The organism is Geomonas sp. RF6 (assembly GCF_021044625.1).
Lineage (GTDB): Bacteria > Desulfobacterota > Desulfuromonadia > Geobacterales > Geobacteraceae > RF6.
This window is the reverse complement of record NZ_CP087999.1, coordinates 1490436-1515148: the sequence shown is the minus strand read 5'-3', so window position 1 is coordinate 1515148 and position 24713 is coordinate 1490436. Positions and strand designations below refer to the sequence as shown.

Sequence of the window (24713 nt, the reverse complement as noted above, 5' to 3'; positions counted from 1 at the left end):
TGGGGTGGATTCACTACCCCTTCAGCTTCTTCTGCAGCAACTCGTTCACTACGGCCGGGTTCGCTTTCCCCTTGGAGGCGCGCATGACCTGCCCGACGAAGAAGCCAAAGAGCGTCTCCTTGCCGCCGCGGTACTCTGCGACCTGGCTTTCGTTCTTCGCGAGTACTTCGTCCACCATCGCCTCTATCGCGCCGGTGTCAGAGACCTGGACCAGCCCCTTCTCCTCGACGATGGCCGCAGGAGCCTTGCCGGTCTTGTACATCTCGTCGAAGACCGTTTTTGCGATCTTTCCGGAGATGGTGCCCCCTTCCATGAGCTTCAGCAGTTCGGCGAGGCGCTCCGGCGTCACGGGGCACTCGGAAATGTCGCGGCTGTCCTCGTTGAGGGCGCGGGTGACCTCCCCCATGACCCAGTTGGACACCGTCTTCGCCTGCGGGAAGAGGGCGAAGGTAGCCTCGAAGTAGTGCGCGAGCTCGCGGCTTGCGGCGAGGACCTCGGCGTCGTAGGCGGGAAGGCCGAGCTCACTCTGGAAACGTGCGCGTTTTGCGTCCGGAAGCTCCGGAAGGGTTGCAGCCACTTCCTGCACCCACGCCTCGTCCACCAGCACCGGTACGAGATCCGGATCGGGGAAGTAGCGGTAGTCGTGCGCCTCTTCCTTGCCGCGCATGGAGCGGGTCGTCCCGGTGTTGGGATCGAAGAGGCGGGTCTCCTGGATCACGCGCCCGCCGTCGTCGAGGATCTCGGCCTGCCGCTCGATCTCGTATTCTATCGCCTGCTTGATGAAGCGGAAAGAGTTGATGTTCTTCAGCTCGGCACGGGTGCCGAACTCTTTGGCGCCGACCGGCATGAGGGAGACGTTGGCGTCGCAGCGGAAGCTCCCCTCCTCGAGGTTTCCGTCGCAGATCCCGAGATACATGACGATCTGGTGCAGCTTCTTGAGGTATGCGATTGCTTCGTCCGCGGAGCGCATGTCCGGCTCGGAGACGACCTCCAGAAGAGGGGTGCAGGCGCGGTTCAGGTCGACGCAGGAGTCGTCGCCGACTCCGGGGATGTCGGCGTGCACGAGCTTGCCGGCGTCCTCTTCCATATGGATGCGGGTGATCCCGATCCGTTTCTGGACCCCGTCCACCTCGATGTCGAGATGGCCGTTCTGGCAGATCGGGAGGTCAAACTGGCTGATCTGGTAACCCTTCGGCAGGTCGGGGTAAAAGTAGTTCTTGCGGGCGAAAATTGAGCGCGGCGTGATGGTGCAGTTGGTGGCAAGCCCCGCCTTGACGGCGAACTCCACCACCCGCTTGTTGAGGACCGGCAGCGCGCCGGGGAAGCCGAGGCACACCGGGCAGGTCTGGGTGTTGGGGGGCGCGCCGAAACGGGTCGAGCAGCCGCAGAAGATCTTGGTGTTGGTGGTGAGCTGGGTGTGCACCTCGAGCCCGATTACGACCTGATATTTCATGCTCATTGCTCCGCGGTCAATTCATTCACCCCTTCCCGGGGGAAGGGTCTGGTATCGATCAAAGGGTCGGCTTCTTCGTGTGCCACTCGGTCTCGCGCTCGAAGGCGCGTGCCGCCAACAGGATCTCCTCCTCGCCAAAGGGCTTGCCGAGGAGCTGGATGCCGATGGGGAGCCCCGCTGCGCTGATCCCCGCGGGAATGGAGATGCCGCACGTCCCGGCGAGGTTCACCGGGATGGTGAAGATGTCGGAAAGGTACATCTGCAGCGGGTCGGCGACCTTCTCGCCGAGCTTGAAGGCAGGGGTCGGTGCGACCGGCGTCAGGAGGACGTCGACGTCGGCGAAGGCGCGCTCGAAGTCCCTCATGATCAGGGTGCGCACCTTCTGCGCCTTCAGGTAGTAGGCATCGTAATACCCGGAGGAGAGCGCGTAGGTGCCGAGCATGATGCGCCTTTTCACTTCGGAGCCGAAACCTTCGGCGCGGGTCTTCGCGTACATGTCGATAAGGCCGCTTGCCTCGTCGCTCCTGTGGCCGTAGCGCACGCCGTCATAGCGCGCGAGGTTGGAGCTCGCCTCCGCGGTGGCCACGAGGTAGTAGGTGGCGACCGCGTACTCGGTGTGCGGCAGCGATACCTCGCAGATCTCCGCGCCGAGGTTCTGGTACAGCTTTATGGCCGCTTCGGTGGTTGCCTTCACTTCCGGGTCGAGTCCCTCGATGAAGTACTCCTTCGGCAGGCCGATTTTCATCCCCTTCACCCCCGCCTCGAGGCGGGCCAGGTAATCGGGAACCGGGGTGTTGACGCTGGTGGAATCCATCGGGTCGTACCCTGCCACCGCGCCGAGCATGACGGCGCAGTCGCGCACGTCTTTTGTCATCGGCCCCACCTGGTCGAGTGAGGAGGCGTAGGCGATGACGCCGTAGCGGGAGACCCTGCCGTAGGTGGGCTTTAGTCCCACGCAGCCGCAGTGGGAGGCGGGCTGGCGGATGGAGCCGCCGGTGTCGGTGCCGAGGGTCGCTATGGCGGTCTGCGCGGCGATCGCTGCTGCTGACCCGCCGGAGGAGCCGCCTGGTGTGCACTCGAGGTTCCACGGATTGCGGGTGGCGCCGTAGTGGCTCGACTCCGAGGAGGAGCCCATGGCGAATTCATCCTGGTTCAGCTTGCCGAGGATCACCGCGCCGCGCGCCTTCAGCTTGGCTACCGCGGTCCCGTCGTAGGGGGGGATGAAGTTTTCCAGGATCTTCGATCCGCAGGTGGTGCGGATTCCCTTGGTGACGAAGATGTCCTTCAGCCCGATGGGGATACCGGTGAGGATGTCGATGTCGCCGGCAGCGATACGCTCGTCGGCGGCGGCAGCCTCGGCAAGAGCTTCCTCGGGGGTGACGGTGACGTAGGCGTTCACCTTGCCGTCGACCGCGTCGATCCGCTTCAGCATGGCAGTCGTCGCTTCCACGGAGGAAAGCTCCTTCTGCTTCAGTTTCTCGTGCAGCTCATGTAGCGAAAGCTCGAAAATTTCCATTATCTCTGGTCTCTCCGGAAAAGGTGCGGGAGGGGGTCAGGCCCTTTTAACAGAGGGCCTGACCCCTTCGGTCTTATTCCCTGTTGGCTTATTCTATGACCTTGGGAACCCTGAAGAAGCTCTCGGCGTGCTCCGGCGCGTTGGCAATGGCGTTTTCGACCCCGATCGGGCTTTTTACCTCGTCGACCCGGAAAGCGTTCTCCATCGGGACGGCATGGGAGGTGGGGACGATGTCGGTGGTGTCGAGGCCGTTCAGCTTCTCGACGTAGGCGAGGATGGCGTCCATCTGGCCGGTGAAGGTATCAAGTTCCGCGTCGGAAAGTGCCAGGCGGGCGAGGCGTGCCACATGCTCCACCTCCGCTCTCGTAATTTTCATGTCACGCTCCACGCGCCGGTAGGCGCGGCTGCTGGATAAGAACGGCAGCCCCGCGAAGGGCCGCCATTGCTGAGAATACGATTGTTTATCATGAAAAGGGTGGAAAAGGCAAGATAAGGGCATGGAATGCCTGGAGGGAGGGGCGGGAAGGAGCACCTGCTACTCCGGCTCCGCGATCTCCCCCTTCACCTCGGCTGAAGGCGCGCTCTCAACCATATCTTCTCCGATTTTTACCACAGTGCGTGCGCTGTAGATGTAGGAGGCACCGTGCCGGACCGTCTGGTCGAGATACGGTCCGGGAACCGGTGCCGGATTTAGCGGCGCCACCGGGAACTCCTCGGTGCCGGTGCGGCGGTACACGTCATAGCCGACGAGCTTCCCCTCCAGAAGGGGCGGGGAAGAGAAGGTGACGGTAACCCCTGCCGACGACGACGCGGTCGAGGCTGACGGGGGTGGCGGAGGCGTGTGTGCCGGGCGCTGTACCTTGTTGGAATCCTTGCTGCTGGTGCCGTTCTGCTTGAAGGAGCGGACCTTGTATCGGTACGTGGTGCCGATAGTGAGGTCGCGGTCGGCAACCACATAGCGGCTGCCGCTGCGGCGGACGTCCTTCAGGTAGTCGAGGTCGATGGTGGCGATGACGCGGTAGGCATCGGGGCAGAGGTCGCAGTCGCTGGCGGGATCGATGACCTGGTGGCGCAACAGGACGAACCCGGCAAGGTCCTGGAGCCGTGCCCCGCTTTCCTCGCGCGCTGGCCCGGACCAGCTCACCTGGAACTGGTCCCCCTTCTGGCGCACCTGCAGGTCGTTTATCGCTGCGGGGACGAGCGCCTCGGGGGGGAGCAGAGCCCCTTTTTTCCCGCAGCCGCAGAGGGCGACGAAGGTGGTGAGACAGACGGCGATCTTGAGCCTGGTGCGTAGCATCTCTTTCCTCTGTGGGGCGAACCCCATCCCATGTAGTTCATTCCGGAATTCCGGGAGCGTGAGTACATTGCCACGAAGCACTGCAGGAGACCTCACGTTCCCCCCTTTGCGAAGGGGGGGCAGGGGGGATTTGATCTTTGGATCTCCTCCAGAGCCGCAGCCCGCTGGTGCGCGGCTGCGTCTGTTGGACTGCCGGGAACGCCTCGGCGGCTTATCCCGGCCTACATTGTCTGGGGTGCCGAACCCCATCCCCACCCTGTCCCTCCCCTTGAAAGGGAGGGGACGTGAGGGCGGGGGTGTGCGGGTATGGCGTGGCTGGTCGGTCGTTACTGCTTCTGCTCTGCGCGGGCGCGGTCGATCTCCGCTTTCACCCTTTCGAGCGCGGTGCCGCCGGTCGCTTTGCGGGCGTTGACGGACGCCTCCAGGGTAATGGCGTCGGCGATGTCGGCGTCGATCGCTTCGGAGAAGGCTTTCCACTCGGCGGTGGAGAACTGGTCCAGATCCTTCCCGGTCTCGATCCCGTAGCGCACCGCTTTCCCCACGATCTCGTGCGCGTCGCGGAAGGCGATCCCCTTGCGCACCAGGTAGTCCGCCACGTCGGTCGCGGTGGAGAAGCCGGCGGCGGCCGCCTGTCGCATCCTGTCCGGGCGCACCTTCATCTCGCGCACCATGTCGGCGAAGATCTTCAGCGACCCCTTCACCGTATCGATGGTGTCGAAAAGGGGCTCCTTGTCCTCCTGCATGTCCTTGTTGTAGGCCAGCGGCAGCGACTTCATGACGGTGAGGAGCGAGATCAGGTTTCCATATACCCGGCCGGTCTTGCCGCGCACCAGCTCGGGGACGTCCGGGTTCTTCTTCTGCGGCATGATGGAGGAGCCGGTGCAGAAGGAGTCGGTGAGCTCCACGAAGCGGAACTCGCTGGTGGACCAGAGGATGAGCTCCTCGGAGAAGCGGGAGAGGTGCATCATGAGGATGGAGGAGGCGGAGCAGAACTCCAGCCCGAAGTCGCGGTCGCTCACCGAATCGAGCGAGTTGCGGGTGACCTGCGGGAAGTCGAGGAGCTCGGCCACGTACTCGCGATCGATGGGGAAGGTAGTCCCCGCGAGCGCCCCGGCTCCCAGCGGCAGGACATTGGTGCGCTTCAGGCAGTCTTCCATTCTCCCCTTGTCGCGCTTCAGCATCTCGACGTACGCCATCATGTGGTGCGAGAAGAGTATCGGCTGCGCGGTCTGCAGGTGGGTGAAGCCGGGCATGATGACGGAGAGGTTTTCCTCCGCCTGGAAGAGGAGCGAGTCGATCAGGCGGTCGAGGTACCCGCAGATCTCCACGAGCTCGTCGCGCAGGTAAAGGCGGATGTCGAGTGCCACCTGGTCGTTGCGGGAGCGCCCGGTGTGGAGCCTTTTGCCGGCGTCGCCGATCTTCGCGGAGAGACGCGCCTCGATGTTCATGTGGATGTCTTCCAGAGAGACGGAGAAGTCGAAATTCCCCGCCTCGATCTGGGCGAGAATATCGGTGAGCCCGTTCTCGATGGCGACCACGTCTTCGGCCGGAATGATTCCCTGCCTGCCGAGCATCTTTGCGTGGGCGATGGAGCCGCGGATGTCCTGCCGGTACAGGCGCTTGTCGAAATCGATGGAGGCGGTGAATTCCTCCACGAACTTGTCAGTAGGCTGGGTGAAGCGGCCGCCCCACAGTTTGTCCTTGGACATTTTTTTCTCCTGTCTGATCTTGCCTGGCCGGTTTCTGATCCGGCTGCCGGGACCTCTCCGGCTATAAAAGCGAATAGGGGCACCGACATCGTGCCCCTGAAAAATCGCCTTCTGCTATCGCTTTTGTTACCCGTTTTTCTGCTGCATGAGGGACCTGATGCGCAGCCTGAGGGAGTTCAGCTTGATGAAGCCCTCCGCATCCTGCTGGTTGTACACCTGGTCCTTCTCGAAGGTGGCGAAGTCGAGGTTGAAGAGGGAGTTGCTCTCCGACTTACGCCCGACGGTGCGGCAGTGCCCCTTGTACAGCTTCAGGCGTGCCACGCCGTTCACCGTCTTCTGGGAGTCGTCGATCGCCGTCTGCAGCATCTCGCGCTCCGGAGAGAACCAGTAGCCGTTGTAGACCATCTCCGCGTAGCGGGGGATAAGGGAGTCCCTGAGGTGCATGACCTCGCGGTCCATGGTGATCTGCTCCACTGCCATGTGCGCCTCGCGCAGGATGGTGCCGCCCGGGGTCTCGTACACGCCGCGGGACTTCATGCCTACGGAGCGGTTCTCCAGGATGTCCACGCGGCCGATGCCGTGCTCGCCGCCGAGGGTGTTCAGGTGGGTCAGGAGCTCCGCCGGGGTCATGCGCACGCCGTCGACCGCCACCGCGTTACCCTTTTCGAACTCGATCTCGATGTACTGCGGCTTGTTCGGTGCCTTCTCCGGGCTCTTGGTGAGGACGTACATCTGCTCGGGGGGCTCTGCCCAGGTGTCCTCGAGGATCCCCCCTTCAAAGGAGATGTGCAGCAGGTTGCGGTCGCTGGACCAGGGGCGCTTCTTCGTCACCGGGATGGGGATATCGTTCCTTTTTGCGTAGTTGATGAGCGCCTGGCGGCTGTTCAGCTTCCACTCCCTCCAGGGGGCGATGACCGTGATGTTCGGGTTGAAGTGGTAGTAGGCGAGCTCGAAGCGGACCTGGTCGTTCCCCTTGCCGGTGGCGCCGTGGGCCACCGCGTCGCACCCTTCGATGGCAGCGATCTCCATCTGACGCTTCGCGATGAGCGGGCGGGCGATGGAGGTGCCGAGGAGGTACTGTCCCTCGTAGATGGCGTTGGCACGGAACATCGGGAAGACGAAGTCGCGCACGAACTCCTCGCGCAGGTCGTCGATGTACACCTTGCTGGCGCCGGTAGCGAAGGCCTTCTCGCGCACCGGGGTGAGCTCATCCGCGAGACCCACGTCAGCGGAGAAGGTGACGACCTCGCAGCCGTACTCATTCTTCAGCCACTTGAGGATTATGGAGGTATCCAGCCCGCCGGAGTAGGCGAGAACGATCTTTTTGACTTCTTTCTTGGCCATCAGGTTCTCCTTTAAGTCGTATAACTGCTTTTCGTCCGCAGATTACGCATAAAAACTTGTTGTCCGCAGATTACGCACAAAAACTTGTTGTCCGCAGATTACGCAGATTCACGCAGATTATAAAATTCTTGTTTTCCCAGAGCATCCTTAGCTATCAGCCGCTCGACCCAAGGAGGATAGTGGCAACAGTGCGCTGTAATCTGCGAAAATCTGCGTAATCTGCGGACAGAAACGGTTTTAGGCCATCAGCGTGGCCATGATCGCCTTCTGCACGTGGAGACGGTTCTCCGCTTCGTCGAATACCACGGAGTTCTTTCCTTCCATGACTTCGTCGGTGATCTCCTCGCCGCGGTGCGCGGGGAGGCAGTGCAGCACGATGGCGTCAGAATGCGCGGAGTGCATCAGCTCTTCGTTGAGGCAGAAGCCGGCGAAGGCCTTCTCGCGGATCTTCTGCTCCTCCTCCTGACCCATGCTCGCCCACACGTCGGTGTTGAGAACGTCGGCGCCGAGCGCCGCCTCGCGCGGGTCGCGGGTGAGGGTGATCTTCGAGCTGGAGTTCTTCCGCGCCCAGTCGAGCACCTTCGGATCAGGGTCGTACCCTTCCGGACAGGCGACGGTCAGGTCGAAGCCGAAGATGGCGGCAGCCTCTATCCAGCTGTTCGCCATGTTGTTGCCGTCCCCGATCCACGCCACCTTCAGCCCGTCGTAGCTCCCCTTGTGCTCGATGATGGTGAAGACGTCCGCCATCACCTGGCAGGGGTGGTGCAGGTCGGTGAGCCCGTTGATGATCGGTACGGTGGAGTAGTGCGCCAGCTCCTCGACGATCTCCTGCCCGAAGGTGCGGATCATGACGCCGTCGCAGTAGCGGGAGATGACGCGTGCAGTGTCCTTGATCGGCTCGCCGCGCCCGATCTGCGAGTCCTTCCCGGAAATGAAGAGGGGGTGGCCGCCGAGCTGGTACATCCCCACCTCGAAGGAGATCCTCGTCCTCGTCGAGTTCTTCTCGAAGATCATGGCGAGGGTCTTCCCCTTCAGCAGGTGGTGCTTCATGCCGTTTTTCTGCTTCTGCTTCAGGTCCTTCGTCAGGGCGAAGATGTCGTCGAGCTCCGCCTTTGTGAAGTGGCTCAGGGCGAGAAAGTCTTTTTTCATGGCAGGGTCACTCCCCGTTAAGGTTGATGGTACTGCGTCTCCCCTCCCTCGCGAAAGGGGGTATTCCGGTCCTAGATCTCCGCCATGATCTCCGTGAGGGTGGCGATCATCTCGTCGATCTCTCCCTTCTTCACGATGAGGGGCGGCACGAAGCGCAGCACCCTGTCCTGCGCGCAGTTCAGCAGGAGCCCGCGCTGCAGCGCCTTCTTCACGATGTCTCCGCCGGGAACGGTGAGCTCGACCCCGATCATGAGGCCGATGCCGCGCACCTGCGCCACGAAGGGGAAGCGCTCCTTCAGCGACTCGAGCTTCGCCATGAGGTAGCCGCCCACTTCCTGCGTGTGCTCCAGGATCCCCTCCTCGAGGATGGTGCGCACGGTGGCAATCCCTGCCGCTGTGACGAGCGGGTTCCCGCCGAAGGTAGAGCCGTGGGTCCCGGGGGTGAAAGCCGCGGCAAGCTCTTCCGTGGCGAGCATGGTGCCGATCGGCGCGCCCCCTGCCAGCGCCTTCGCGAGCGTCATGATGTCGGGGGTGATCCCGAAGTGCTCGTGTGCGAAGAGCTTCCCGGTGCGCCCCATCCCCACCTGGACCTCGTCGAAGATGAGGATCAGGTTGTTCTCGTCGCAGATCCTGCGTACCTCGGCGAAATACCCGGCGTCGGGAACCACGACCCCACCTTCGCCCTGGATCGGCTCCAGCATGACCGCGCAGGTGCAGGGGGTGATGGCGTCTTTGAGCGCCTGTGCGTCGTTGAAGGGGACGTAGCGGAAGCCGTGCAGGAGGGGGTCGAAGAACTTCTGGACCTTCTCCTGTCCCGTCGCGGAGACGGTGGCCATGGTGCGGCCGTGGAAGGAGGCGAGGGCGGTGATGATCTCGAAGCGCTCGGGGCCGAACTTCTCGCGGCTGTACTTGCGGGCGAGCTTGATCGCTGCCTCGTTAGCCTCGGCGCCGGAGTTGCAGAAGAAGGCCTTCTCCGCGAAGCTGTTCTGGCACAGAAGCTCCGCGAGCTCGATCTGCTGGGGGATGTGATAGTAGTTGGAGCAGTGGATCAGCTCACCCGCCTGGCGGGCGAGGGCCGCGGTGACCGCGGGGTGGCAGTGTCCGAGGTTGTTGACGGCGACGCCGGCGAGGAAGTCGAGGTACTTTTTCCCGTCCGCGTCCCACACGTTGCACCCTTCCCCTTTTACCGGGACGAGCGGGTAGCGGCCGTAGGTCCGCATGATGTACCGATCCGCCTTTTCAATCCATTCTGCTGAATTCATTCCGTTCCCTCCTATAACATACTGGGGGATCTTGAAACACGTTCGGAGCAACGGCTCGGCGAACGGAGGATTCGTCCGGTCCTATCCCAGGATTTCAGTGCCGATCCCCACGTTGGTGAAGATCTCCAAGAGGATGGCGTGCTCCATCCGGCCGTCCACGATGTGCGCCTTCTTCACCCCGGCGGCGAGCGCGTCGGTGCAGCAGGTGACCTTCGGGATCATCCCGCCGGTGACGGTGCCGTCCGCGATGAGGGGGGGGACGTCCTGGAGCGCGATGCTGGAGAGGAGCTCTCCGTTCTTCGACTTTACACCGGCGACGTCGGTCAGAAGGATCAGTTTCTCAGCCTTCAAGGCCGCGGCGACGCGCCCTGCCACGAGGTCGGCGTTCACGTTGTAGCTCTGGCCGTCCTTTCCGACACCCACCGGCGCGATGACGGGGATGAAGCCACCCTTTTCCAGCGCCTCCAGGATGGCGGGGTCGACCTGCACCACGTCGCCGACGAATCCTATGTCCACCTTCTCGACCGTGCCGTCTTCCTTGCGCACTTCCTGCAGGAGCTTCTCGCACAGGAGGAGGTTCGCGTCCTTCCCGGAAATGCCGGCAGCGCGCCCGCCGTGCTGGTTCAGGTAGCCGACGACTTCCCTGTTCACCTGGCCGGTGAGGACCATCTCCACGACCCCCATCGTCTGGCTGTCGGTAACGCGCATCCCCTGCACGAACTGCGAGACGATGCCGTAGCGCTTCAGCGTCTCGTTGATCTGAGGGCCGCCGCCGTGCACCACCACCACGTTGATGCCGATGTATTTCAGGAGGATGACGTCGAGGGCGAAGGACTTCTTCAGGTTCTCGTCCGCCATGGCATGGCCGCCGTACTTGATGACCACGGTCTTGCCGGCAAAACGCCGCATGTAGGGGAGCGCCTCCAGGAGGGTGCTCGCCTTTTCGATGAGTCGTTGCATGGCTGCCTCTGGCTGTATCGAAGATTAGGTGCTGCGCGGAAAGGGGCTAATATAGCAGATGAGATGAAATAATCAACGCTAAAGAGGGGCTGGCCGCAGCTTTACGAGGATGCGCCGGGCCTGCGGGGAACGGTGATGACGACCTTCGTGCCGGAGTCGACGGCGCTGTCGAGGGTGATGCTGCCGCCGTGCATGCGCACGAACTCCCGCGCGTAGAAGAGCCCGAGCCCAAAGCCGCGGATCTGGCCGGTGCGGTCGGCGTCGACCTGGTAGAACTTCTCGAACACCTTCGGGAGCTCACCCTGGGGGATGCCGATCCCGGTGTCTTCGATCTCGATGCGGCAGTTCTGTGTCGTCTGCTCCATCGCCACCCGGACCTGCCCGGACTGCTTGGAAAACTTGAAGGCGTTGTCGATGACCTGTTGCAGCGCAAAGGAGAACTTCTCGCGGTCGAGGAGGATCTCCTCCATCGGCTGCAGCTCGCACTCCACGTTTATGTGGAGCCTGTCGGTGCGCTCCTTTGCCTTCGCCAGCGCCAGCGCGATGATCGTCGGCAGGTCGCACGGCTCGAGCTTCAGCGCCTCGCCGGTGTCCATCATGTGGGAGAAGGTGAGGAGGTCGGTGACCAGCGTTCCGAGGTAGCACGCCTCGTCGTAGATGAGACCCGCGTACTCGCGGTTCGTCTCCTGCGATGGGTCGTACACGCCGGCGGCGAGGTTTTGCAGGAAGAGTGATATGGAGGTGATGGGGGTGCGGAATTTGTGGGAAATGAGGGACAGAAAGTTCGTCTTGAAGCGGTCCAGGTTCTTGAGGTTCGCGATCTCCTCTTTCAGCGCTTTCTTGTCCAGCGCCTTGTCGACCGCGGTGCGCAGCTGCATGAGGTTCAGGGGCTTCGTGATGAAGTCGTCGGCGTCCTCTTTCAGCGCCTTCAGGATGAGATCCTTGTCGGCGTAGCCGGTCATAATGATGACCACGATGGTCGGCTCCCGCTCCTTCAATGCCTTCAGAAGCTCGATGCCGTCGACCCTCGGCATCATGACGTCGGTGAGGACGACGTCGATCCCCCCCTGCTCGTAGACCCTGAGTGCCTCCTCGCCGTTGGCTGCCTCCACCGTGTGGTAGTCGCGCAGCGCCCGCATGCACAGGTCGCGGATGATCGCCTCGTCGTCCACCACGAGGACCGTCTTCTGCGCTTTCTGCTGCATCTGTGCCACGCCGGCTTGTTGGGTCTGTTGGAGCATGCGGTCTCCCTGGGTACATGACCGGTTGCATTATCCCCCTCCCCGTTGGAGGGGAGGGGGAAGGTGGAAAGGTTTTAGCCGATGATGTTGTACACCGCTTCCAGCGCCTCGTCCAGGTTTTCCGGGCGGGTGCCCCCTGCCTGGGCGAGTTCCGGCTTGCCGCCGCCGTTGCCGCCGACGATCGGTGCGATCGCCTTGATGACGTCTCCGGCCTTGCAGCGCTCGGTGAGGTCGGCGGTGACCGCCACGAGGAGGTTCACCTTGTCCGCCGCGGCGGTGCCGAGGACGATGACGCCGGAGCCGATCCGCTCCTTCAGGGTGTCCGAAAGCTCCCTCAGCCCCTTCGCGTCGACACCGTCGACCCGGGTGGAGAGAACGCGGATGCCGTTCAGCTCGCGCGCCTTCTGCACGAGGTCCACCGACTTGGAGGCGTTGATCCGCCCCTGCAGCGACTCGATCTCACGCGCGAGCTCTCTTTGCTGGGCGAGTACCCTCTCCAGCTTCTCCAGCGCCGACCCTGCGTCGGCTTTCAGGAGGGCGGAGACTGCGCGCTGCTCGTCCTCAAGGGTGTTCACGTAGGCGAGCGCCCCGCTCCCGGTGAGCGCCTCTATCCTGCGCACGCCGGCGGCGATGCCGACTTCGGAGAGGATCTTGAAAAAGCCGATCTCGCCGGCGCCGCCGACATGGGTGCCGCCGCAAAGCTCGGAGCTTATCTCGCCGACCTTCACCACGCGTACCACGTCGCCGTACTTCTCGCCGAAGAGTGCGGTGGCGCCTGCGGCCATCGCTTCTTTCTGCCCCATTTCCAGCGCGCTCACTTCGGAGTTATCCATGATGAAGCCGTTCACCAGCGCCTCGACGCGGCGGATCTCCTCTGCGGTCATCGCGGAGAAGTGGGTGAAGTCAAAGCGCAGCCGCTCCGGGGTAACCAGCGAGCCTGCCTGCTTCACGTGATCGCCGAGCACCGCGCGCAGCGCCGCCTGCAGGAGGTGGGTCGCCGTGTGGTTTCTCTCGGCAGCCTTGCGCACCGCCATGCCGACCTTCAGATCTGCGGCGTCCCCGACCTGCAGCGCGCCGGAGGTCACCTTTCCCTTGTGCACGATGAGGTCCGGCACCGGGCGGACCGAGTCGGTGACGTGGAAGTGGCCGACTCCGGTGGAGATCTCGCCGACATCCCCTACCTGCCCGCCGGACTCCCCGTAGAAGGGGGTGGTGGGGACGATGACTTCGACTTCTTCACCTTCGCGCGCCTCGGAGACCCGCTCCCCCTTCTTGATGATGGCGGTGATCGGGGCGTAGGCGGTGTGCTCGTTGTACCCCACGAAGGTCGACTTGATACCTTCCCCCACGAGTTCCTTGTAGATGGTGGAGACGCCGGCCTCGCCGGAGCCTTTCCAGTGCTCGCGCGCCTTCATGCGCTGCTTTTCCATGCACAGCGCAAAGCCGTCCTCGTCGAGGGTGAACCCTTCACTCGCCACGATGTCGGCGGTGAGGTCGACCGGGAAGCCGAAGGTGTCGTACAGCTTGAAGATGACTTCGCCGGAGATGACCGTCTCCCCCTTCGCCTTCAGCTGCGCCGTCTCCTCATTGAGGATGGCAAGGCCGCGGTCGAGGGTCTCGGCAAAGCGCTCCTCTTCGGCGAGGATGACCTTTTTCACGTACTGCTCGCGCTCCAGGAGCTCCGGGTACGCCTCCCCCATCATGAGGTTTACCGCGTCGACGGTGCGGTACAGGATCGGCTCGGAGACGCCGAGCATCTTCGCGTGCCGCGCCGCGCGGCGCATGATGCGGCGCAGCACGTAGCCGCGCCCCTCGTTGGAGGGAAGCACGCCGTCGCAGATGAGGAAGGTGACGGCACGGGCGTGGTCCGCCATGACGCGCATCGATGCGTCGTCCTTTGCGTCCTCGCCGTACTTCTTCCCGGAGAGCTTCTCGATGTGGCGGATGATCCCCTGCAGGAGGTCGGTGTCGTAGTTGGAGGTCACCCCCTGCATGACGGCGCTGATCCGCTCGAGCCCCATCCCGGTGTCGACCGACGGCTTCGGCAGCGGCGTCATGGTGCCGTCCTTGTCGCGATTGAACTGCATGAAGACGTTGTTCCAGATCTCCATGTAGCGGTCGCAGTCGCAGCCGACCGCGCAGGTCGGGGAGCCGCAGCCGGTGCCGGGGCCGTTGTCCCAGAAAATCTCGGAGCAGGGGCCGCAGGGGCCGGTGTCCCCCATGGACCAGAAGTTGTCCTTCTCCCCGAAGCGGTAGATGCGCTCCAGGGGCACCCCTTCCTGCTCGTTCCAGATGGCGGCCGCCTCGTCGTCATCGGTGTACACCGTGACGTAGAGCCGGTTCTTGTCGAGCTTCAGCTCTCCGGTCAGGAATTCCCAGGCAAAGGCGATCGCTTCTTTCTTGAAGTAGTCACCGAAGGAGAAGTTGCCGAGCATCTCGAAGAAGGTGTGGTGCCGGGCGGTGTGGCCGACGTTCTCCAGGTCGTTGTGCTTCCCGCCGGCGCGTACGCACTTCTGCGAGGAGACGGCGCGGACGTAGTCCCTTTTCTCCACGCCGAGGAAGACGTCCTTGAACTGGTTCATCCCCGCGTTGGCGAAAAGCAGGGTCGGGTCGTTCTTGGGGATCAGGTTGGAGCTCTCCACCAGGGTGTGCCCCTTCCTCTGGAAGTAGTCGAAGAACTGCGCCCGTATCTCTTTGCCTGTCATTCTGACCTCTTTATCGTTGATAGGACCGTCCGGTCCATGTAAATCTCGAGCAAAACCCCGAAGGGAAGGAAAAACTTTCAGTCCGATGCGGCGCCCTTCAGCGCGGAAAATATGGCCGAGAGGGTGAATCCCCGGCGCTGCAGGTATCCCACGACCCGCCGTTTCTCCTTCTCCGTCGCCGTCGCCGCCTCGAAGCGCGGGAACTTCCGCTCCAGGAGCTCCGCGAGGCTCTCCCTCTCATCGAATTCCCCGGAGAGCTCCTCCAGCACCTCGGCAATCGTCGCCGGGGTGATGCCGCGCCGGGAGAGGTCCTGCGAGAGCTTCGCGCCGAACCCCCTGCCATTTCGCATGGCGCTCTCGGCGAATGTGCGGGCAAAGCGGCGGTCGTCGAGGTAGGAGAGCTCCCGCAGCCGGGAGAGGGCCGCCTCTATCTCTTCGGCGCCGAAGCGCTTGGCGGAGAGCTTGCGGCGCAGCTCCGTCTCGCTGTGGTCGCGCAGCGCGAGGGCTCTCAGCGCACAGTCGAAAAGCGCGTTGGACACCCCTTAGTACTTCTCGATCACCAGTTCTCCATCCCCGGCTTCAGGTTCTTCCAGGGTGAACTGGTCCCAGCTGGCGTTGGAGGTGGAAGAGATGCCGGAGACCTTCAGGGCGAAGTCGTCCGGGTTGCTGGACTGGCGCAGCGCCTCCTCATAGCTGATGAGCTTGCTCGTGAAGAGCTGCATGAGCGACTGGTCGAAGGTCTGCATGCCGTAGGTGGTGTACCCCTGGGAAATGGCGTCCGCGATCTGCTTCGTCTTTTCCTTGTCGTCGATGCAGTCCCTGACGCGGGCCGTGCCGATCATGATCTCCACCGCCGGCACCCTTCCCTTGCCGTCGATGCGCGGCACCAGGCGCTGGGAGATGACCCCTCTGATGATCCCGGAGAGCTGCATCCGGACCTGTCTCTGATGGTACGGGGGGAAGACGGAGATGATGCGGTTGATGGTCTCGGCGGCATCGAGGGTGTGCAGCGTGGAGAGGACCAGGTGCCCGGTCTCGGCGGCGGTGAGCGCGGTCTCGATCGTCTCGTGGTCGCGCATCTCGCCGACGAGGATGACGTCCGGGTCCTGGCGCAAGGCGCTGGTGAGCGCCCTGCCGAAGGTCAGGGTGTCGAAGCCGACCTCGCGCTGGTTGATCAGGCTCTTCTTGTCCTTGTGCAGGTACTCGACCGGGTCCTCGATGGTGATGATGTTGCAGGTGCGGTTCTCATTTATGTAGTCGATCATCGAGGCGAGCGTGGTGGACTTGCCGCTGCCGGTCGTGCCGGTGACAAGGATCAGGCCGCGCTGCTCGAGGGCGAGCTTTTTAAGGACCGGCGGGAGGTTCAGCGCCTCCAGCGAGGGGATGGCGATCGGGATGGCGCGCAGCACCATGGCCACGGTGCCGCGCTGGGAGTAGGCGTTGACGCGGAACCTCCCGAGTCCGGGGACGCCGTAGGAGAGGTCTACCTCGTAGTTCTCCTCGAACTGCTTCCTTTGCCGCTCGTTCATGATCCCCTTGGCCATGGTGCGCACCGCGTCCGCGGAGAGGCGCTCCGCGTTCGGGATGGCGCGCAGCTGCCCGTCGATCCGCACGATCGGGGGGATCCCCGTCTTCAGGTGGACGTCGGACCCCCGGGCCTTCATGGCGACGGAAAGGATCTCGTTCAGTTCCATGTCTTATACCGCCTGGGCGGCTGCCTCGGGGGCGAGCAGCCTCTCCCGGATCTCTGCGGTGATCTCCGGGTGCTCCTTCAGATAGATGCGGGAGTTCTCGCGACCCTGGCCGATGCGGTCCTTGCCGTAGGAGAACCAGGCTCCGCTCTTGTCCACGATCCCCTTCTCCACGGCGAGGTCGAGGACGTCCCCTTCCTTGGAGATCCCTTCGCCGTAGAGGATGTCGAATTCCACTTCCTTGAAGGGGGGGGCGACCTTGTTCTTCACCACCTTCACCCTGGTGCGGGAGCCGATGACGTCGTTCCCCTGCTTCAGTGCGGCGATCTTCCTGATGTCCATGCGCACGGAGGCGTAGAACTTCAGGGCGTTACCGCCGGTCGTCGTCTCGGGGTTGCCGAACATGACGCCGATCTTCATCCTGATCTGGTTGATGAAGATGACGCAGCAGTTGCTCTTGGAGATGATGCCGGTGAGCTTGCGCAACGCCTGCGACATGAGGCGGGCCTGCAGACCCATGTGGGAATCGCCCATGTCGCCCTCGATCTCCGCTTTCGGCACGAGGGCCGCGACGGAGTCGACGACGAGGACGTCGATGGCGCCCGATCTGACGAGGGTCTCGGCGATCTCCAGCGCCTGCTCGCCGGTGTCCGGCTGGGAGACGAGGAGGTCGTCGGTCTTCACCCCGAGCTTCCTCGCGTAGCCGATGTCGAGCGCGTGCTCGGCGTCGATGAAGGCGGCGATGCCACCTTCCTTCATCGCCTCCGCGATGATGTGCAGCGCGAGGGTCGTCTTGCCGGAGGACTCGGGACCGTATACCTCGATGACGCGACCGCGGGGTACGCCGCCTACGCCGAGCGCCAGGTCCAGCGAGAGGGAGCCGGTGGGGATGGCTGCCACGTCCGGGAGCGCCTCCTCGTTGCCGAGCCTCATGATGGCACCTTTGCCGAACTGTTTCTCTATCTGGCCGAGTGCCAGGTCAATCGCCTTCTCCCTGTCGAGCATACGCGTATCTCCTTGCTGTTTTCGCCTGTTCCGGCGATCCCATGACAAATAGCACAAATTCCAGCGAGTTTTCAAGTAACATCGGAGCGTGCGGCTCCCGCTCCTCCTGACGCACGGGGGGAAGCTCCGCGCTAGAAGAGTTCCGGCTGGCTGAGCTCCTGCTCCAGCGGCAGAAGGAGGAAGAAGGAGCTCCCCTTGTCGCTCTCCACCCACACCATGCCGCCGTGCGCCTCCACCATCCCTTTCACGATCGCAAGGCCGAGCCCCGCCCCCTTGCCGCTCGAATGGTGCCTGACGTCGCCGATCTCGTAGAAGATCTGGAAGACGCGCTGCTGCTCCTGCGGCGGAATCCCGATTCCGTTGTCGCGCACCTCCACCTCTAGGTAGCACCTGTTGCCGCAGCGCGCGAGGAACCCCTCGTTGAAGCGCTCCAGCGTCTCGCGCCGCTCAGCGAGGGACTTCCCGTCCACCACCCGGCCGCTGACCCGGATCTCCCCGCCGTCGGGGGTAAACTTCATGGCGTTCTCCAGGAGCTCGCCAAAGACCCGCTCCAGGTTCTTCCAGTCCCCCACGAACGAGGGGAGATTCTCCAGCCCGCAGAGGATGAGGCTCTGGTTTCGCGCGGCGAGCGCGGGGGCGAGCTGCTCCCTTACCAGCTCCAGCTCCCCTTTCAGGTGCACCGGCTCCGCGACCATGACCCCTTCCTTCGCCTCCAGCTTTATCAGGTTCAGGAGGTCCCCCACCAGGTCCTTCAGGCGCAGCCCGCCGTCGCGCACCATCCGGAGGACCGCCTCGTCCTCCTCCGCGCACCCCTGCTGCAGGAGGTGATCGGTGCCGGCGATGATGCTCGTGAGGGGGGTGTTGAACTCGTGGGAGACGAGGCCGAGAAACTGGTTCTTCATGGCGGAGACGCGCTTGAGATCGGCGTTTGCCTGTTCCACCAGGGCGAGGTTTTGCTTCAGCTTTATCTCGGAGGCGGCAAGGGAGCGGCTGCTCGTCTCCAGGAGGCGGTGCGAGCGCATGAGCTGCGCGCTCTTCCAGTCGAGCTCGGCAAAGAGGCGGGCCTGCTCCAGGGCATTCCCCATCTGCTGCCCCACCGTGGTGAGGAAGCGGATCTCCTCCTCGCTGTAGGGGTGCCACTGGCGGTGCAGCAGGTGCATGACCCCGATGAGGCGGCTGCGGGTCGCGAGAGGTACCGCGAAGAGCCGTCCCCACCCTTCCGAGGCGGCAGCCGGGGCGAGCCGGCACGACTCCGTCTCCGCCGCACCGCAGCTGTTGATGCTGCCGCACCGCTCCATGCCGCGCCCTATGCACCCGGCGAGATCGACGGTGAGGTGGGGGGAGACCTGGCGCGATACGGTCGGGGCGGGGGCCCCGTCCTCTTCGATAAGGTGCACAGCACCCCCTTCGGCCCCCACATGCTCCATGAGCTTGGTGAGGGTTTCCTCCATGACCTCCGGCAGCGGCTTCCCTTCGTTTATGGTGGCCAGAAGAGCGTTCAGGATGCTGAGCTCACGATTTCTCTGCTGCAGTTCCCCCTCGGCCCGCCGCTTCTCCGAGATGTCGCGCACGATCCCCGCCACCAGCCGCTCGCTCCCGAGCTCCAGGAGGCGCGCCTCGACTTCTCCCAGGAAGCGGGAGCCGTCTTTTCGCTGGAAGACGAGGTCGACAGGGTCGGCGCTGCCGCGGCGCTTCAGCCGGTACACGAGGGAACGGAATTTTTCCTGCTCCCCGGCGGGAAAGAATTCCTTCCCCTGCAGCGCGGACATCTCTTCCCTGGTGAAGCCGAGAAGCTCCTGCGCCGCGCCGTTACTCTCCTCCAGGAGGCCGTTCTCCGCATTGAAGATGAAAAGGGCGTTTCCTGCCCCCTCGAGGATGCCGTGGTAGCGCCGGGTGCAGCGGGCAGCTTCCTGCTCTATCTCGGTCAGAAGGGCGCTGCGGCGGGTGCGCTCGGAGCTCTCCCTGCGGCGCCAGGCGCACAGGGAGACGACGAGGATGCCGCCGGCGCAGAGGTGCAGCGGCACCGGCAGCGAAAGGAAGGGCTCGGCGAAGAGAATGAGGAGCGTTAAGGGTATCAGGATGGATAGCGGAGCAAGGTGCACGGGTATCCCCTTAAAGCCAGAAGGAGTTTCCGGATTCAGCCGCGGCAGGTGTCTGCCATCGTGAGGAGATCTCTGCGCAGCCAGTCGAAGGCCGCAAAGACGGTGAGTTCCCTCACCCTCTGGCGGTCTCCCCGGAAGAGGTGGCGCTGCGCATGGCACCCCTCCCGGTTTGCAACGGCGATGTACACGGTCCCCACCGGCTTCTGCGGCGAGCCCCCCTCGGGCCCCGCGATCCCGGTGACCGCCAGCGCAAGGTCGCTCCCGGCCCCGTCGCGCGCTCCCTGCGCCATGGCGACGGCGACCTCTTCGCTTACCGCCCCGTGCTTCTCGATGAGAGTCGCGGGGACGCTCAGGAGGCGGGATTTCGCGGCATTGCTGTAGCTCACGATCCCTTCCAGGAACCAGGCGGAGCTGCCGGCGACCTCGGTGATGCGCGCGGCGATCATCCCCCCGGTGCACGATTCGGCGAGCGAAAGGGTGGCGCCGGTGCAGCGGAAGAGATTTGCCACTGTCTCCTCCATCGTCCCGCTTCCGGAGGCGAAGATGTGCGGAGCGAGCGCTTCCTTTGCGGCGGCGACCGCCTCCTGCAGGCGCTTCCCGTTTTCCTCTCCGGTGGAAAGGGCCAGGTGCAGTTCCGGCTCCATTTCGCGAAACTCCACCTTCACCCCGAGATCCCAGGGGAGCGCCAGCGCAAGGCGTGCCGCCGCCTCCTCGGGGCTCACCCCGTACAGCTTCAGTACCTCCTGCAGGAGCGCTTCGGTCATAGGAGCCTCAACACGAGGTGGGTCGCGGCGCAGGCGTAGACACCTGCGGCGATGTCGTCGAGGACGACGCCGTAGCCGTTCTTGAGCTTCTGGTCGAAAAAGCGGGCCGGCGGGGGCTTCACGATGTCGAAGAGGCGGAAAAAGAGGAAGCCGGCTATCAGCGCCGGCACGGCCTGCCGCGGCTCCGGGAAGGCTTGCGCCACCCCTGTCATGGTAACGAGGAAGCCTGCGACCTCGTCAATGACGATCTTCCCGGAGTCCTTCTCTCCGAAGATCGTCTCCGCGTCCCCCGAGACGCGGCAGGCAAGGAGGGTGAAGGCGACGACCGTGACGAGGTACAGAGGGAGCGACAGGCGGGAAAGCGCAAGGTACAGGGGGATCGCCCCCAGCGTCCCTACCGTCCCGGAGGCGACCGGAAAGTAGCCGAGTCCCCCCCAGGTGGCGGCGATGGTCAAAAACAGTCTCATGGGCGCCATGTCTCCCGCTCGACGATGCGGAACACCTCGATGAGCGGCATCTTCCGCTCCAGCGCGATCTTGCGGCAGTCCTCGTACTCGGGGGAGAGGCGCCCAGCCCCGATGATCTTCACCCGCACCGGCCCGAGTGAGGTCTCCCGCGTCTCGCTGTGGCGTGGCAGCGTCATGCGGCGCGCGGGGTAGTAGCGGAAGCCGATGGAGGTGGACTCGCTCAGGATGACGCCGGAAAGGGTGTCCAGATCGGTCGGTCTCGCGATGACCGTCACCCGGGTGCCGGGGCGGTTTTTCTTCATCTGCATCGGGACAAGCCCCACGTCGAGCGCGCCCGCGGCGAGGAGCCTCTCCATGAGGAATCCGAACGCCTCAGGGGTCATGTCGTCGATGTGGCACTCCAATACGAGGATCTCCTCGCCGGTGCCGGCGGCGCTTTCGCCGGCGACAACGCGCAGCAGGTTCGGGAGGTCGGGGAACTCCTTCGTCCCGGCTCCGTACCCTATTTTTTCGATCCGCATCTCCGGAGCGGGGCCGAAGGAGTCGGCAAGCGCCGCCACGATCGCCGCGCCGGTCGGGGTGACACGCTCGCCGGGGCCGATGTTGCCGTGCACCGGGATCTCCCGCAGGAGCTCCGCGACCGCCGGCGGAGGGACCGGAAGCCTGCCGTGCGCCGTCTCCACAAAGCCGCTCCCGTAGGGGAGGGGGGAGCAGACGATCTTTTCGAAGCGGAGCCAGTCGAGGGCGATGGCGGTCCCTACGATGTCGACGATCGAATCGACCGCCCCGACCTCGTGGAAGTGCACCCGCTCCAGCGGCACCCCGTGCACCTTCCCCTCCGCCTCTCCGAGGCGCCGGAAGATCCGAAGCGAGAGCTCCTTTACCTGTGCGTTCAGCGAAGAATTCTCGATGAGGGAGACGATGTCGCCGTAGTGGCGGTGCGGCTGATCCGCCTCCTCCAGATGCACCTGGAAGTGGGTACCGGAGACACCGTGCTTCTTCACCTCGACCGTCGCCAGGCGGTATCCTGTGAAGGGGAGGAGGGAGAGACCTTCCTGCACGACTTCGAGGGGCACCCCCAGGTCGAGGAGCGCCCCGACCGTCATGTCTCCCGAGATCCCTGCGAAGGCATCAAAATAGAGGGTCTTCATGGCTGCGTCCTGTTCATGAGGCTCGCCGCGTACGCCGCGCCGAAGCCGTTGTCGATATTAACCACGGTCACCCCTGCCGCGCACGAATTGAGCATCCCCAGAAGTGCCGCGACTCCGTTGAACGCCGCGCCGTATCCGACCGAGGTGGGGACCGCGATCACCGGCTTCTCCACCAGCCCGCCGACGACGGACGGCAGCGCCCCTTCCATCCCGGCGACGACGATGACGACCGCCGCCTGCCGGAGCAGGGTATGCCGGGAGAGGAGCCGGTGCAGCCCGGCCACACCGACGTCGTACAGCTTCTCCGTTTCGTTTCCCATCATGCGCGCCGTCACGAGCGCCTCCGCCGCCACCGGGATGTCGGAGGTGCCGGCGCAGACCACGAGAATCTTTCCCCTGCCGCGCAGCTCGATCGGGTGCTGCTCGATGGTGAGGCAGCGCGCGTCGGCGTGGTACACGGCCTGCGGGAAGCGCTGGAGGAGCTTTTTTCCTTTCACGGGGCTCACCCGGGTGGCGAGGACGTTCCCCCCCTTGGCGAGGAGCGCCGCGATGATCGTTTCCATCTGCGCCACGCTCTTTCCCTGCCCGAAGACCACCTCGGGGAACCCCTGGCGCAGGGCCCGGTGGTGGTCAAGGGTCGCGCACCCGAGATCCTCGTAGGGGAGGTGCTTCAGTTCCTCCATCGCCGCGGCGACGTCCTTCCCCCCTGCGGCCACTTCCGCAAGTATTTTTTCAATCCTGTCGCTGTGCAATTACTTCGTCTCCTGCTTGTCTTCGGCCGCTCACGCGAAGGGGAGGGCCCGCTTTTTCGAAGGCGTAAAGTAACACGCTTTCATTCCTCGCGGGACAAAAAAATATGGGCGGGAAACTCCAACGAGTGCTGGACCAAAGTTGAGCCGCCAGCAGTTCGTCCCTCCCCTTTCAAGGGGGAGGACAGGAGGGGGATGGGGTTCCGCGTTCACGAACTTCTACCCCATCCCCACCCTGACCCTCCCCTTGAAAGGGAGGGTACCTTCGAGGTGCTACCGTGGAGGAAGATCAACACTCTGGCTCCGCCCCTAGCCATACGTTCGCGGCCGGTCAAACTCTAAAAGGTAAGGGAAGAATCGGATGATGCAAGGGGGGGAGGGAAATATTGTTCCCCCGATGACAGGCTCTTCTAGCGCCGCTCCCGGCCCTGTACGCGCGGGACGGCGAGGTACGAGGAGCGCGCCGCGAGCCGGTTCAGGTAGGCGTGCACCTCCCGGGCAAGGGCGGGGTCCTGCACGAGGAGCGAGAGCTCGCTGTTTCTGGAAAGGGCGCTCTGGGTGAGGTTGTGGCTGCCGAGAAAGAGGAGCCGGTCGTCGATGACCAGTGCTTTCACGTGGGCTGCACCCCTCCCCGAGGGGAAGAGGACCTTCACCCCTCCTCTGGCGAGGAAGAGGGCGGTCGCGCGGTTCGTTCGCCCGACCGGGTTCTTTCCCTCCAGGAGGATCGTCACCTCTACGCCTCGTCGTGCGGCGGCAACGAGTTCGGCGGCGACCTGTGCCGGGATGTTGCGGGAGCCGCGCCCGATCTTGAAGAGGTAGTAGGCGCCGGTGATGGTGCTCCTCGCACCCCTGATCCCGGAAATAAGAAGCCCCGGGAGTGCGGCGTCTGCTATCAGCGCGCTCTCCCGGGGCTCAGCTTCCACGACGGGGAGGGCGCAAAAAAGGAGCGCTGCCAGGGCAACGCGCGCCACTCCCCTGAGGTCATCACGTGAAGAGGTCCATCACCTTCGAGAAGAAGTTCTTCCGGAGCGGATTGGCGTCCTCGCCGCCGGTGCGCGCCAGCTCCTCGAGGAGTTCCCGCTGCTGCTTGTTGAGGTTCGTCGGTGTCTCCACCTTCGCCACCACAATGTGGTCTCCGCGCCCGTACCCCTGCAGCGCCGGCACACCCTTGCCGCGCATGCGGAAGACGCTGCCGGACTGCGTTCCTTCAGGAATCTTCAGGCTGACCCTGCCGTCGAGCGTCGGAACCTCGAGCTCGCAGCCGAGCGCCGCCTGGGTAAAGCTTATCGGGATCTCGCAGATGACGTCGTTGTCCTCGCGCCGGAAGATCGGGTGCTCCTTCACCATGAGCGCGACGTAGAGGTCGCCGTTCGGTCCCCCCTTCACCCCCTGGCCACCCTCTCCGGAGAGCTTCAGCCTGATCCCCGTCTCGACCCCGGCGGGGACCTTCACGGAGATCGTCTTCTTGTCGCGCACCGTGCCGACGCCGCGGCAGGTGGGGCAGGGGGACTCCACGATGCGCCCCTCGCCGTTGCAGTGGGAGCAGGTCTTGGAGACGCTGAAAAAGCCCTGCTGGAAACGCATCTGACCGGCGCCGTGGCAGGTCGGGCAGGTTTTAGCCTCGGTGCCCGGCTTTGCTCCGGAACCGGAGCAGGCGTCGCAGCGCTTGGCGTAGGGGATGTCGATCTTCTTGTCCACCCCGAAGGCCGCCTCCTCGAAGGTCACCTCCAGGTTGTACTGCAGATCATCCCCGCGCCGGCCGCGACCCGGCTTCGGCCGCGCGCCGAATACCTCGCCGAAGATGTCCCCGAAGATGTCGCCAAAGGGGGAGCCGCCGAAGCCCCCCGCGGAGAAACCGCCGAAGCCGCCTCCACCCATCCCCGCGTGGCCGTACTGGTCGTACAGCGCCCTCTTCTGCGGGTCGGAGAGGACCTCGTACGCCTCGGTGACCTCCTTGAACTTCTCCTCGGCCGCCTTCTCACCGGAGTTCTTGTCGGGGTGGTACTTCACCGCCATGCGCCGGTAGGCCTTCTTGATCTCCGTCTCCGAGGCGTTGCGGTTTACCTCGAGAACCTCGTAATAATCCTGCTTCTCTCCGTTTGCCAAAATACGTCCTTTGTAACGCAAAGACAGCGTCCATAAAGATTA

General features: G+C 64.1%; 21 protein-coding genes. All 21 read right to left on the bottom strand.

Annotated elements, in window-relative coordinates:
* Positions 1-13: 13 nt before the first annotated feature.
* A complete protein-coding gene (gene gatB, locus LPW11_RS06535; RefSeq protein ID WP_230997326.1) occupies positions 14-1453 on the bottom strand; it encodes an Asp-tRNA(Asn)/Glu-tRNA(Gln) amidotransferase subunit GatB in 1440 nt (479 codons plus the stop codon).
* Between the two features lie 58 nt (positions 1454-1511).
* The gene (gatA, locus tag LPW11_RS06530) at positions 1512-2969 is read right to left on the bottom strand and encodes an Asp-tRNA(Asn)/Glu-tRNA(Gln) amidotransferase subunit GatA (protein WP_230997325.1); all 1458 of its coding nucleotides are present in this window, start codon (positions 2967-2969) and stop codon (positions 1512-1514) included.
* An 88-nt stretch (positions 2970-3057) separates the two neighbouring features.
* Entirely contained in the window at positions 3058-3345 is a 288-nt protein-coding gene (gatC, locus tag LPW11_RS06525) for an Asp-tRNA(Asn)/Glu-tRNA(Gln) amidotransferase subunit GatC (protein WP_230997324.1), read from the bottom strand.
* A 159-nt stretch (positions 3346-3504) separates the two neighbouring features.
* Entirely contained in the window at positions 3505-4266 is a 762-nt protein-coding gene (locus LPW11_RS06520; RefSeq protein ID WP_230997323.1) for a fibronectin type III domain-containing protein, read from the bottom strand.
* Between the two features lie 326 nt (positions 4267-4592).
* Positions 4593-5975 carry an argininosuccinate lyase gene (argH, locus tag LPW11_RS06515; RefSeq protein WP_230997322.1) on the bottom strand — a complete coding sequence of 461 codons (1383 nt, stop codon included), beginning with the start codon at positions 5973-5975 and terminating at the stop codon, positions 4593-4595.
* A 126-nt stretch (positions 5976-6101) separates the two neighbouring features.
* Entirely contained in the window at positions 6102-7319 is a 1218-nt protein-coding gene (locus LPW11_RS06510) for an argininosuccinate synthase (protein ID WP_230997321.1), read from the bottom strand.
* Between the two features lie 237 nt (positions 7320-7556).
* A complete protein-coding gene (argF, locus tag LPW11_RS06505) occupies positions 7557-8468 on the bottom strand; it encodes an ornithine carbamoyltransferase (protein WP_230997320.1) in 912 nt (303 codons plus the stop codon).
* A 71-nt stretch (positions 8469-8539) separates the two neighbouring features.
* Entirely contained in the window at positions 8540-9730 is a 1191-nt protein-coding gene (locus tag LPW11_RS06500; RefSeq protein WP_230997319.1) for an acetylornithine transaminase, read from the bottom strand.
* Between the two features lie 81 nt (positions 9731-9811).
* A complete protein-coding gene (argB, locus tag LPW11_RS06495) occupies positions 9812-10690 on the bottom strand; it encodes an acetylglutamate kinase (protein ID WP_230997318.1) in 879 nt (292 codons plus the stop codon).
* Positions 10691-10791: 101 nt separating this feature from the next.
* On the bottom strand, positions 10792-11931 hold the full coding sequence (locus LPW11_RS06490; protein ID WP_230997317.1) for a hybrid sensor histidine kinase/response regulator: 1140 nt from the start codon (positions 11929-11931) through the stop codon (positions 10792-10794).
* Positions 11932-12005: 74 nt separating this feature from the next.
* Positions 12006-14636, bottom strand: a complete 2631-nt coding sequence (gene alaS, locus LPW11_RS06485) for an alanine--tRNA ligase (protein ID WP_230997316.1) — start codon at positions 14634-14636, stop codon at positions 12006-12008.
* A gap of 77 nt (positions 14637-14713) precedes the next feature.
* On the bottom strand, positions 14714-15175 hold the full coding sequence (locus LPW11_RS06480; protein WP_230997315.1) for a regulatory protein RecX: 462 nt from the start codon (positions 15173-15175) through the stop codon (positions 14714-14716).
* A gap of 3 nt (positions 15176-15178) precedes the next feature.
* Positions 15179-16330 (bottom strand): type IV pilus twitching motility protein PilT, encoded by a 1152-nt coding sequence (locus LPW11_RS06475; protein ID WP_230997314.1) that lies wholly within the window; start codon positions 16328-16330, stop codon positions 15179-15181.
* A 3-nt stretch (positions 16331-16333) separates the two neighbouring features.
* Positions 16334-17332 (bottom strand): recombinase RecA, encoded by a 999-nt coding sequence (gene recA / locus LPW11_RS06470; RefSeq protein ID WP_230997313.1) that lies wholly within the window; start codon positions 17330-17332, stop codon positions 16334-16336.
* 131 nt (positions 17333-17463) lie between these two features.
* On the bottom strand, positions 17464-19434 hold the full coding sequence (locus tag LPW11_RS06465; protein ID WP_230997312.1) for a sensor histidine kinase: 1971 nt from the start codon (positions 19432-19434) through the stop codon (positions 17464-17466).
* Between the two features lie 35 nt (positions 19435-19469).
* Positions 19470-20198, bottom strand: coding sequence for a CinA family protein (locus LPW11_RS06460; protein ID WP_442899805.1), 729 nt, complete (start codon positions 20196-20198; stop codon positions 19470-19472).
* Positions 20195-20665 (bottom strand): phosphatidylglycerophosphatase A family protein, encoded by a 471-nt coding sequence (locus LPW11_RS06455; RefSeq protein WP_230997311.1) that lies wholly within the window; start codon positions 20663-20665, stop codon positions 20195-20197. Before LPW11_RS06455 ends, LPW11_RS06460 begins: the two co-directional genes overlap by 4 nt.
* The gene (larC, locus tag LPW11_RS06450; RefSeq protein ID WP_230997310.1) at positions 20662-21816 is read right to left on the bottom strand and encodes a nickel pincer cofactor biosynthesis protein LarC; all 1155 of its coding nucleotides are present in this window, start codon (positions 21814-21816) and stop codon (positions 20662-20664) included. Before larC ends, LPW11_RS06455 begins: the two co-directional genes overlap by 4 nt.
* A complete protein-coding gene (gene larB / locus LPW11_RS06445; RefSeq protein ID WP_230997309.1) occupies positions 21813-22568 on the bottom strand; it encodes a nickel pincer cofactor biosynthesis protein LarB in 756 nt (251 codons plus the stop codon). The genes larC and larB overlap by 4 nt, the downstream gene beginning before the upstream one ends.
* A gap of 407 nt (positions 22569-22975) precedes the next feature.
* Complete coding sequence (locus LPW11_RS06440; protein WP_230997308.1) at positions 22976-23536, bottom strand: phospholipase D-like domain-containing protein; 561 nt, start codon at positions 23534-23536, stop codon at positions 22976-22978.
* Between the two features lie 13 nt (positions 23537-23549).
* Positions 23550-24671, bottom strand: coding sequence for a molecular chaperone DnaJ (gene dnaJ / locus LPW11_RS06435; protein ID WP_230997307.1), 1122 nt, complete (start codon positions 24669-24671; stop codon positions 23550-23552).
* Positions 24672-24713 lie beyond the last annotated feature (42 nt).

Coding starts and splice junctions, on each gene's coding strand:
- argF (WP_230997320.1), bottom strand. CDS start 8,468: ATGAAAAAAGACTTTCTCGCCCTGAGCCACTTCACAAAGGCGGAGCTC.
- argB (WP_230997318.1), bottom strand. CDS start 10,690: ATGCAACGACTCATCGAAAAGGCGAGCACCCTCCTGGAGGCGCTCCCC.
- gatB (WP_230997326.1), bottom strand. CDS start 1,453: ATGAAATATCAGGTCGTAATCGGGCTCGAGGTGCACACCCAGCTCACC.
- LPW11_RS06500 (WP_230997319.1), bottom strand. CDS start 9,730: ATGAATTCAGCAGAATGGATTGAAAAGGCGGATCGGTACATCATGCGG.
- larC (WP_230997310.1), bottom strand. CDS start 21,816: ATGAAGACCCTCTATTTTGATGCCTTCGCAGGGATCTCGGGAGACATG.
- alaS (WP_230997316.1), bottom strand. CDS start 14,636: ATGACAGGCAAAGAGATACGGGCGCAGTTCTTCGACTACTTCCAGAGG.
- gatA (WP_230997325.1), bottom strand. CDS start 2,969: ATGGAAATTTTCGAGCTTTCGCTACATGAGCTGCACGAGAAACTGAAG.
- argH (WP_230997322.1), bottom strand. CDS start 5,975: ATGTCCAAGGACAAACTGTGGGGCGGCCGCTTCACCCAGCCTACTGAC.
- LPW11_RS06455 (WP_230997311.1), bottom strand. CDS start 20,665: ATGAGACTGTTTTTGACCATCGCCGCCACCTGGGGGGGACTCGGCTAC.
- recA (WP_230997313.1), bottom strand. CDS start 17,332: ATGCTCGACAGGGAGAAGGCGATTGACCTGGCACTCGGCCAGATAGAG.
- gatC (WP_230997324.1), bottom strand. CDS start 3,345: ATGAAAATTACGAGAGCGGAGGTGGAGCATGTGGCACGCCTCGCCCGC.
- LPW11_RS06510 (WP_230997321.1), bottom strand. CDS start 7,319: ATGGCCAAGAAAGAAGTCAAAAAGATCGTTCTCGCCTACTCCGGCGGG.
- LPW11_RS06520 (WP_230997323.1), bottom strand. CDS start 4,266: ATGCTACGCACCAGGCTCAAGATCGCCGTCTGTCTCACCACCTTCGTC.
- LPW11_RS06490 (WP_230997317.1), bottom strand. CDS start 11,931: ATGCTCCAACAGACCCAACAAGCCGGCGTGGCACAGATGCAGCAGAAA.
- LPW11_RS06460 (WP_442899805.1), bottom strand. CDS start 20,198: ATGACCGAAGCGCTCCTGCAGGAGGTACTGAAGCTGTACGGGGTGAGC.
- LPW11_RS06475 (WP_230997314.1), bottom strand. CDS start 16,330: ATGGAACTGAACGAGATCCTTTCCGTCGCCATGAAGGCCCGGGGGTCC.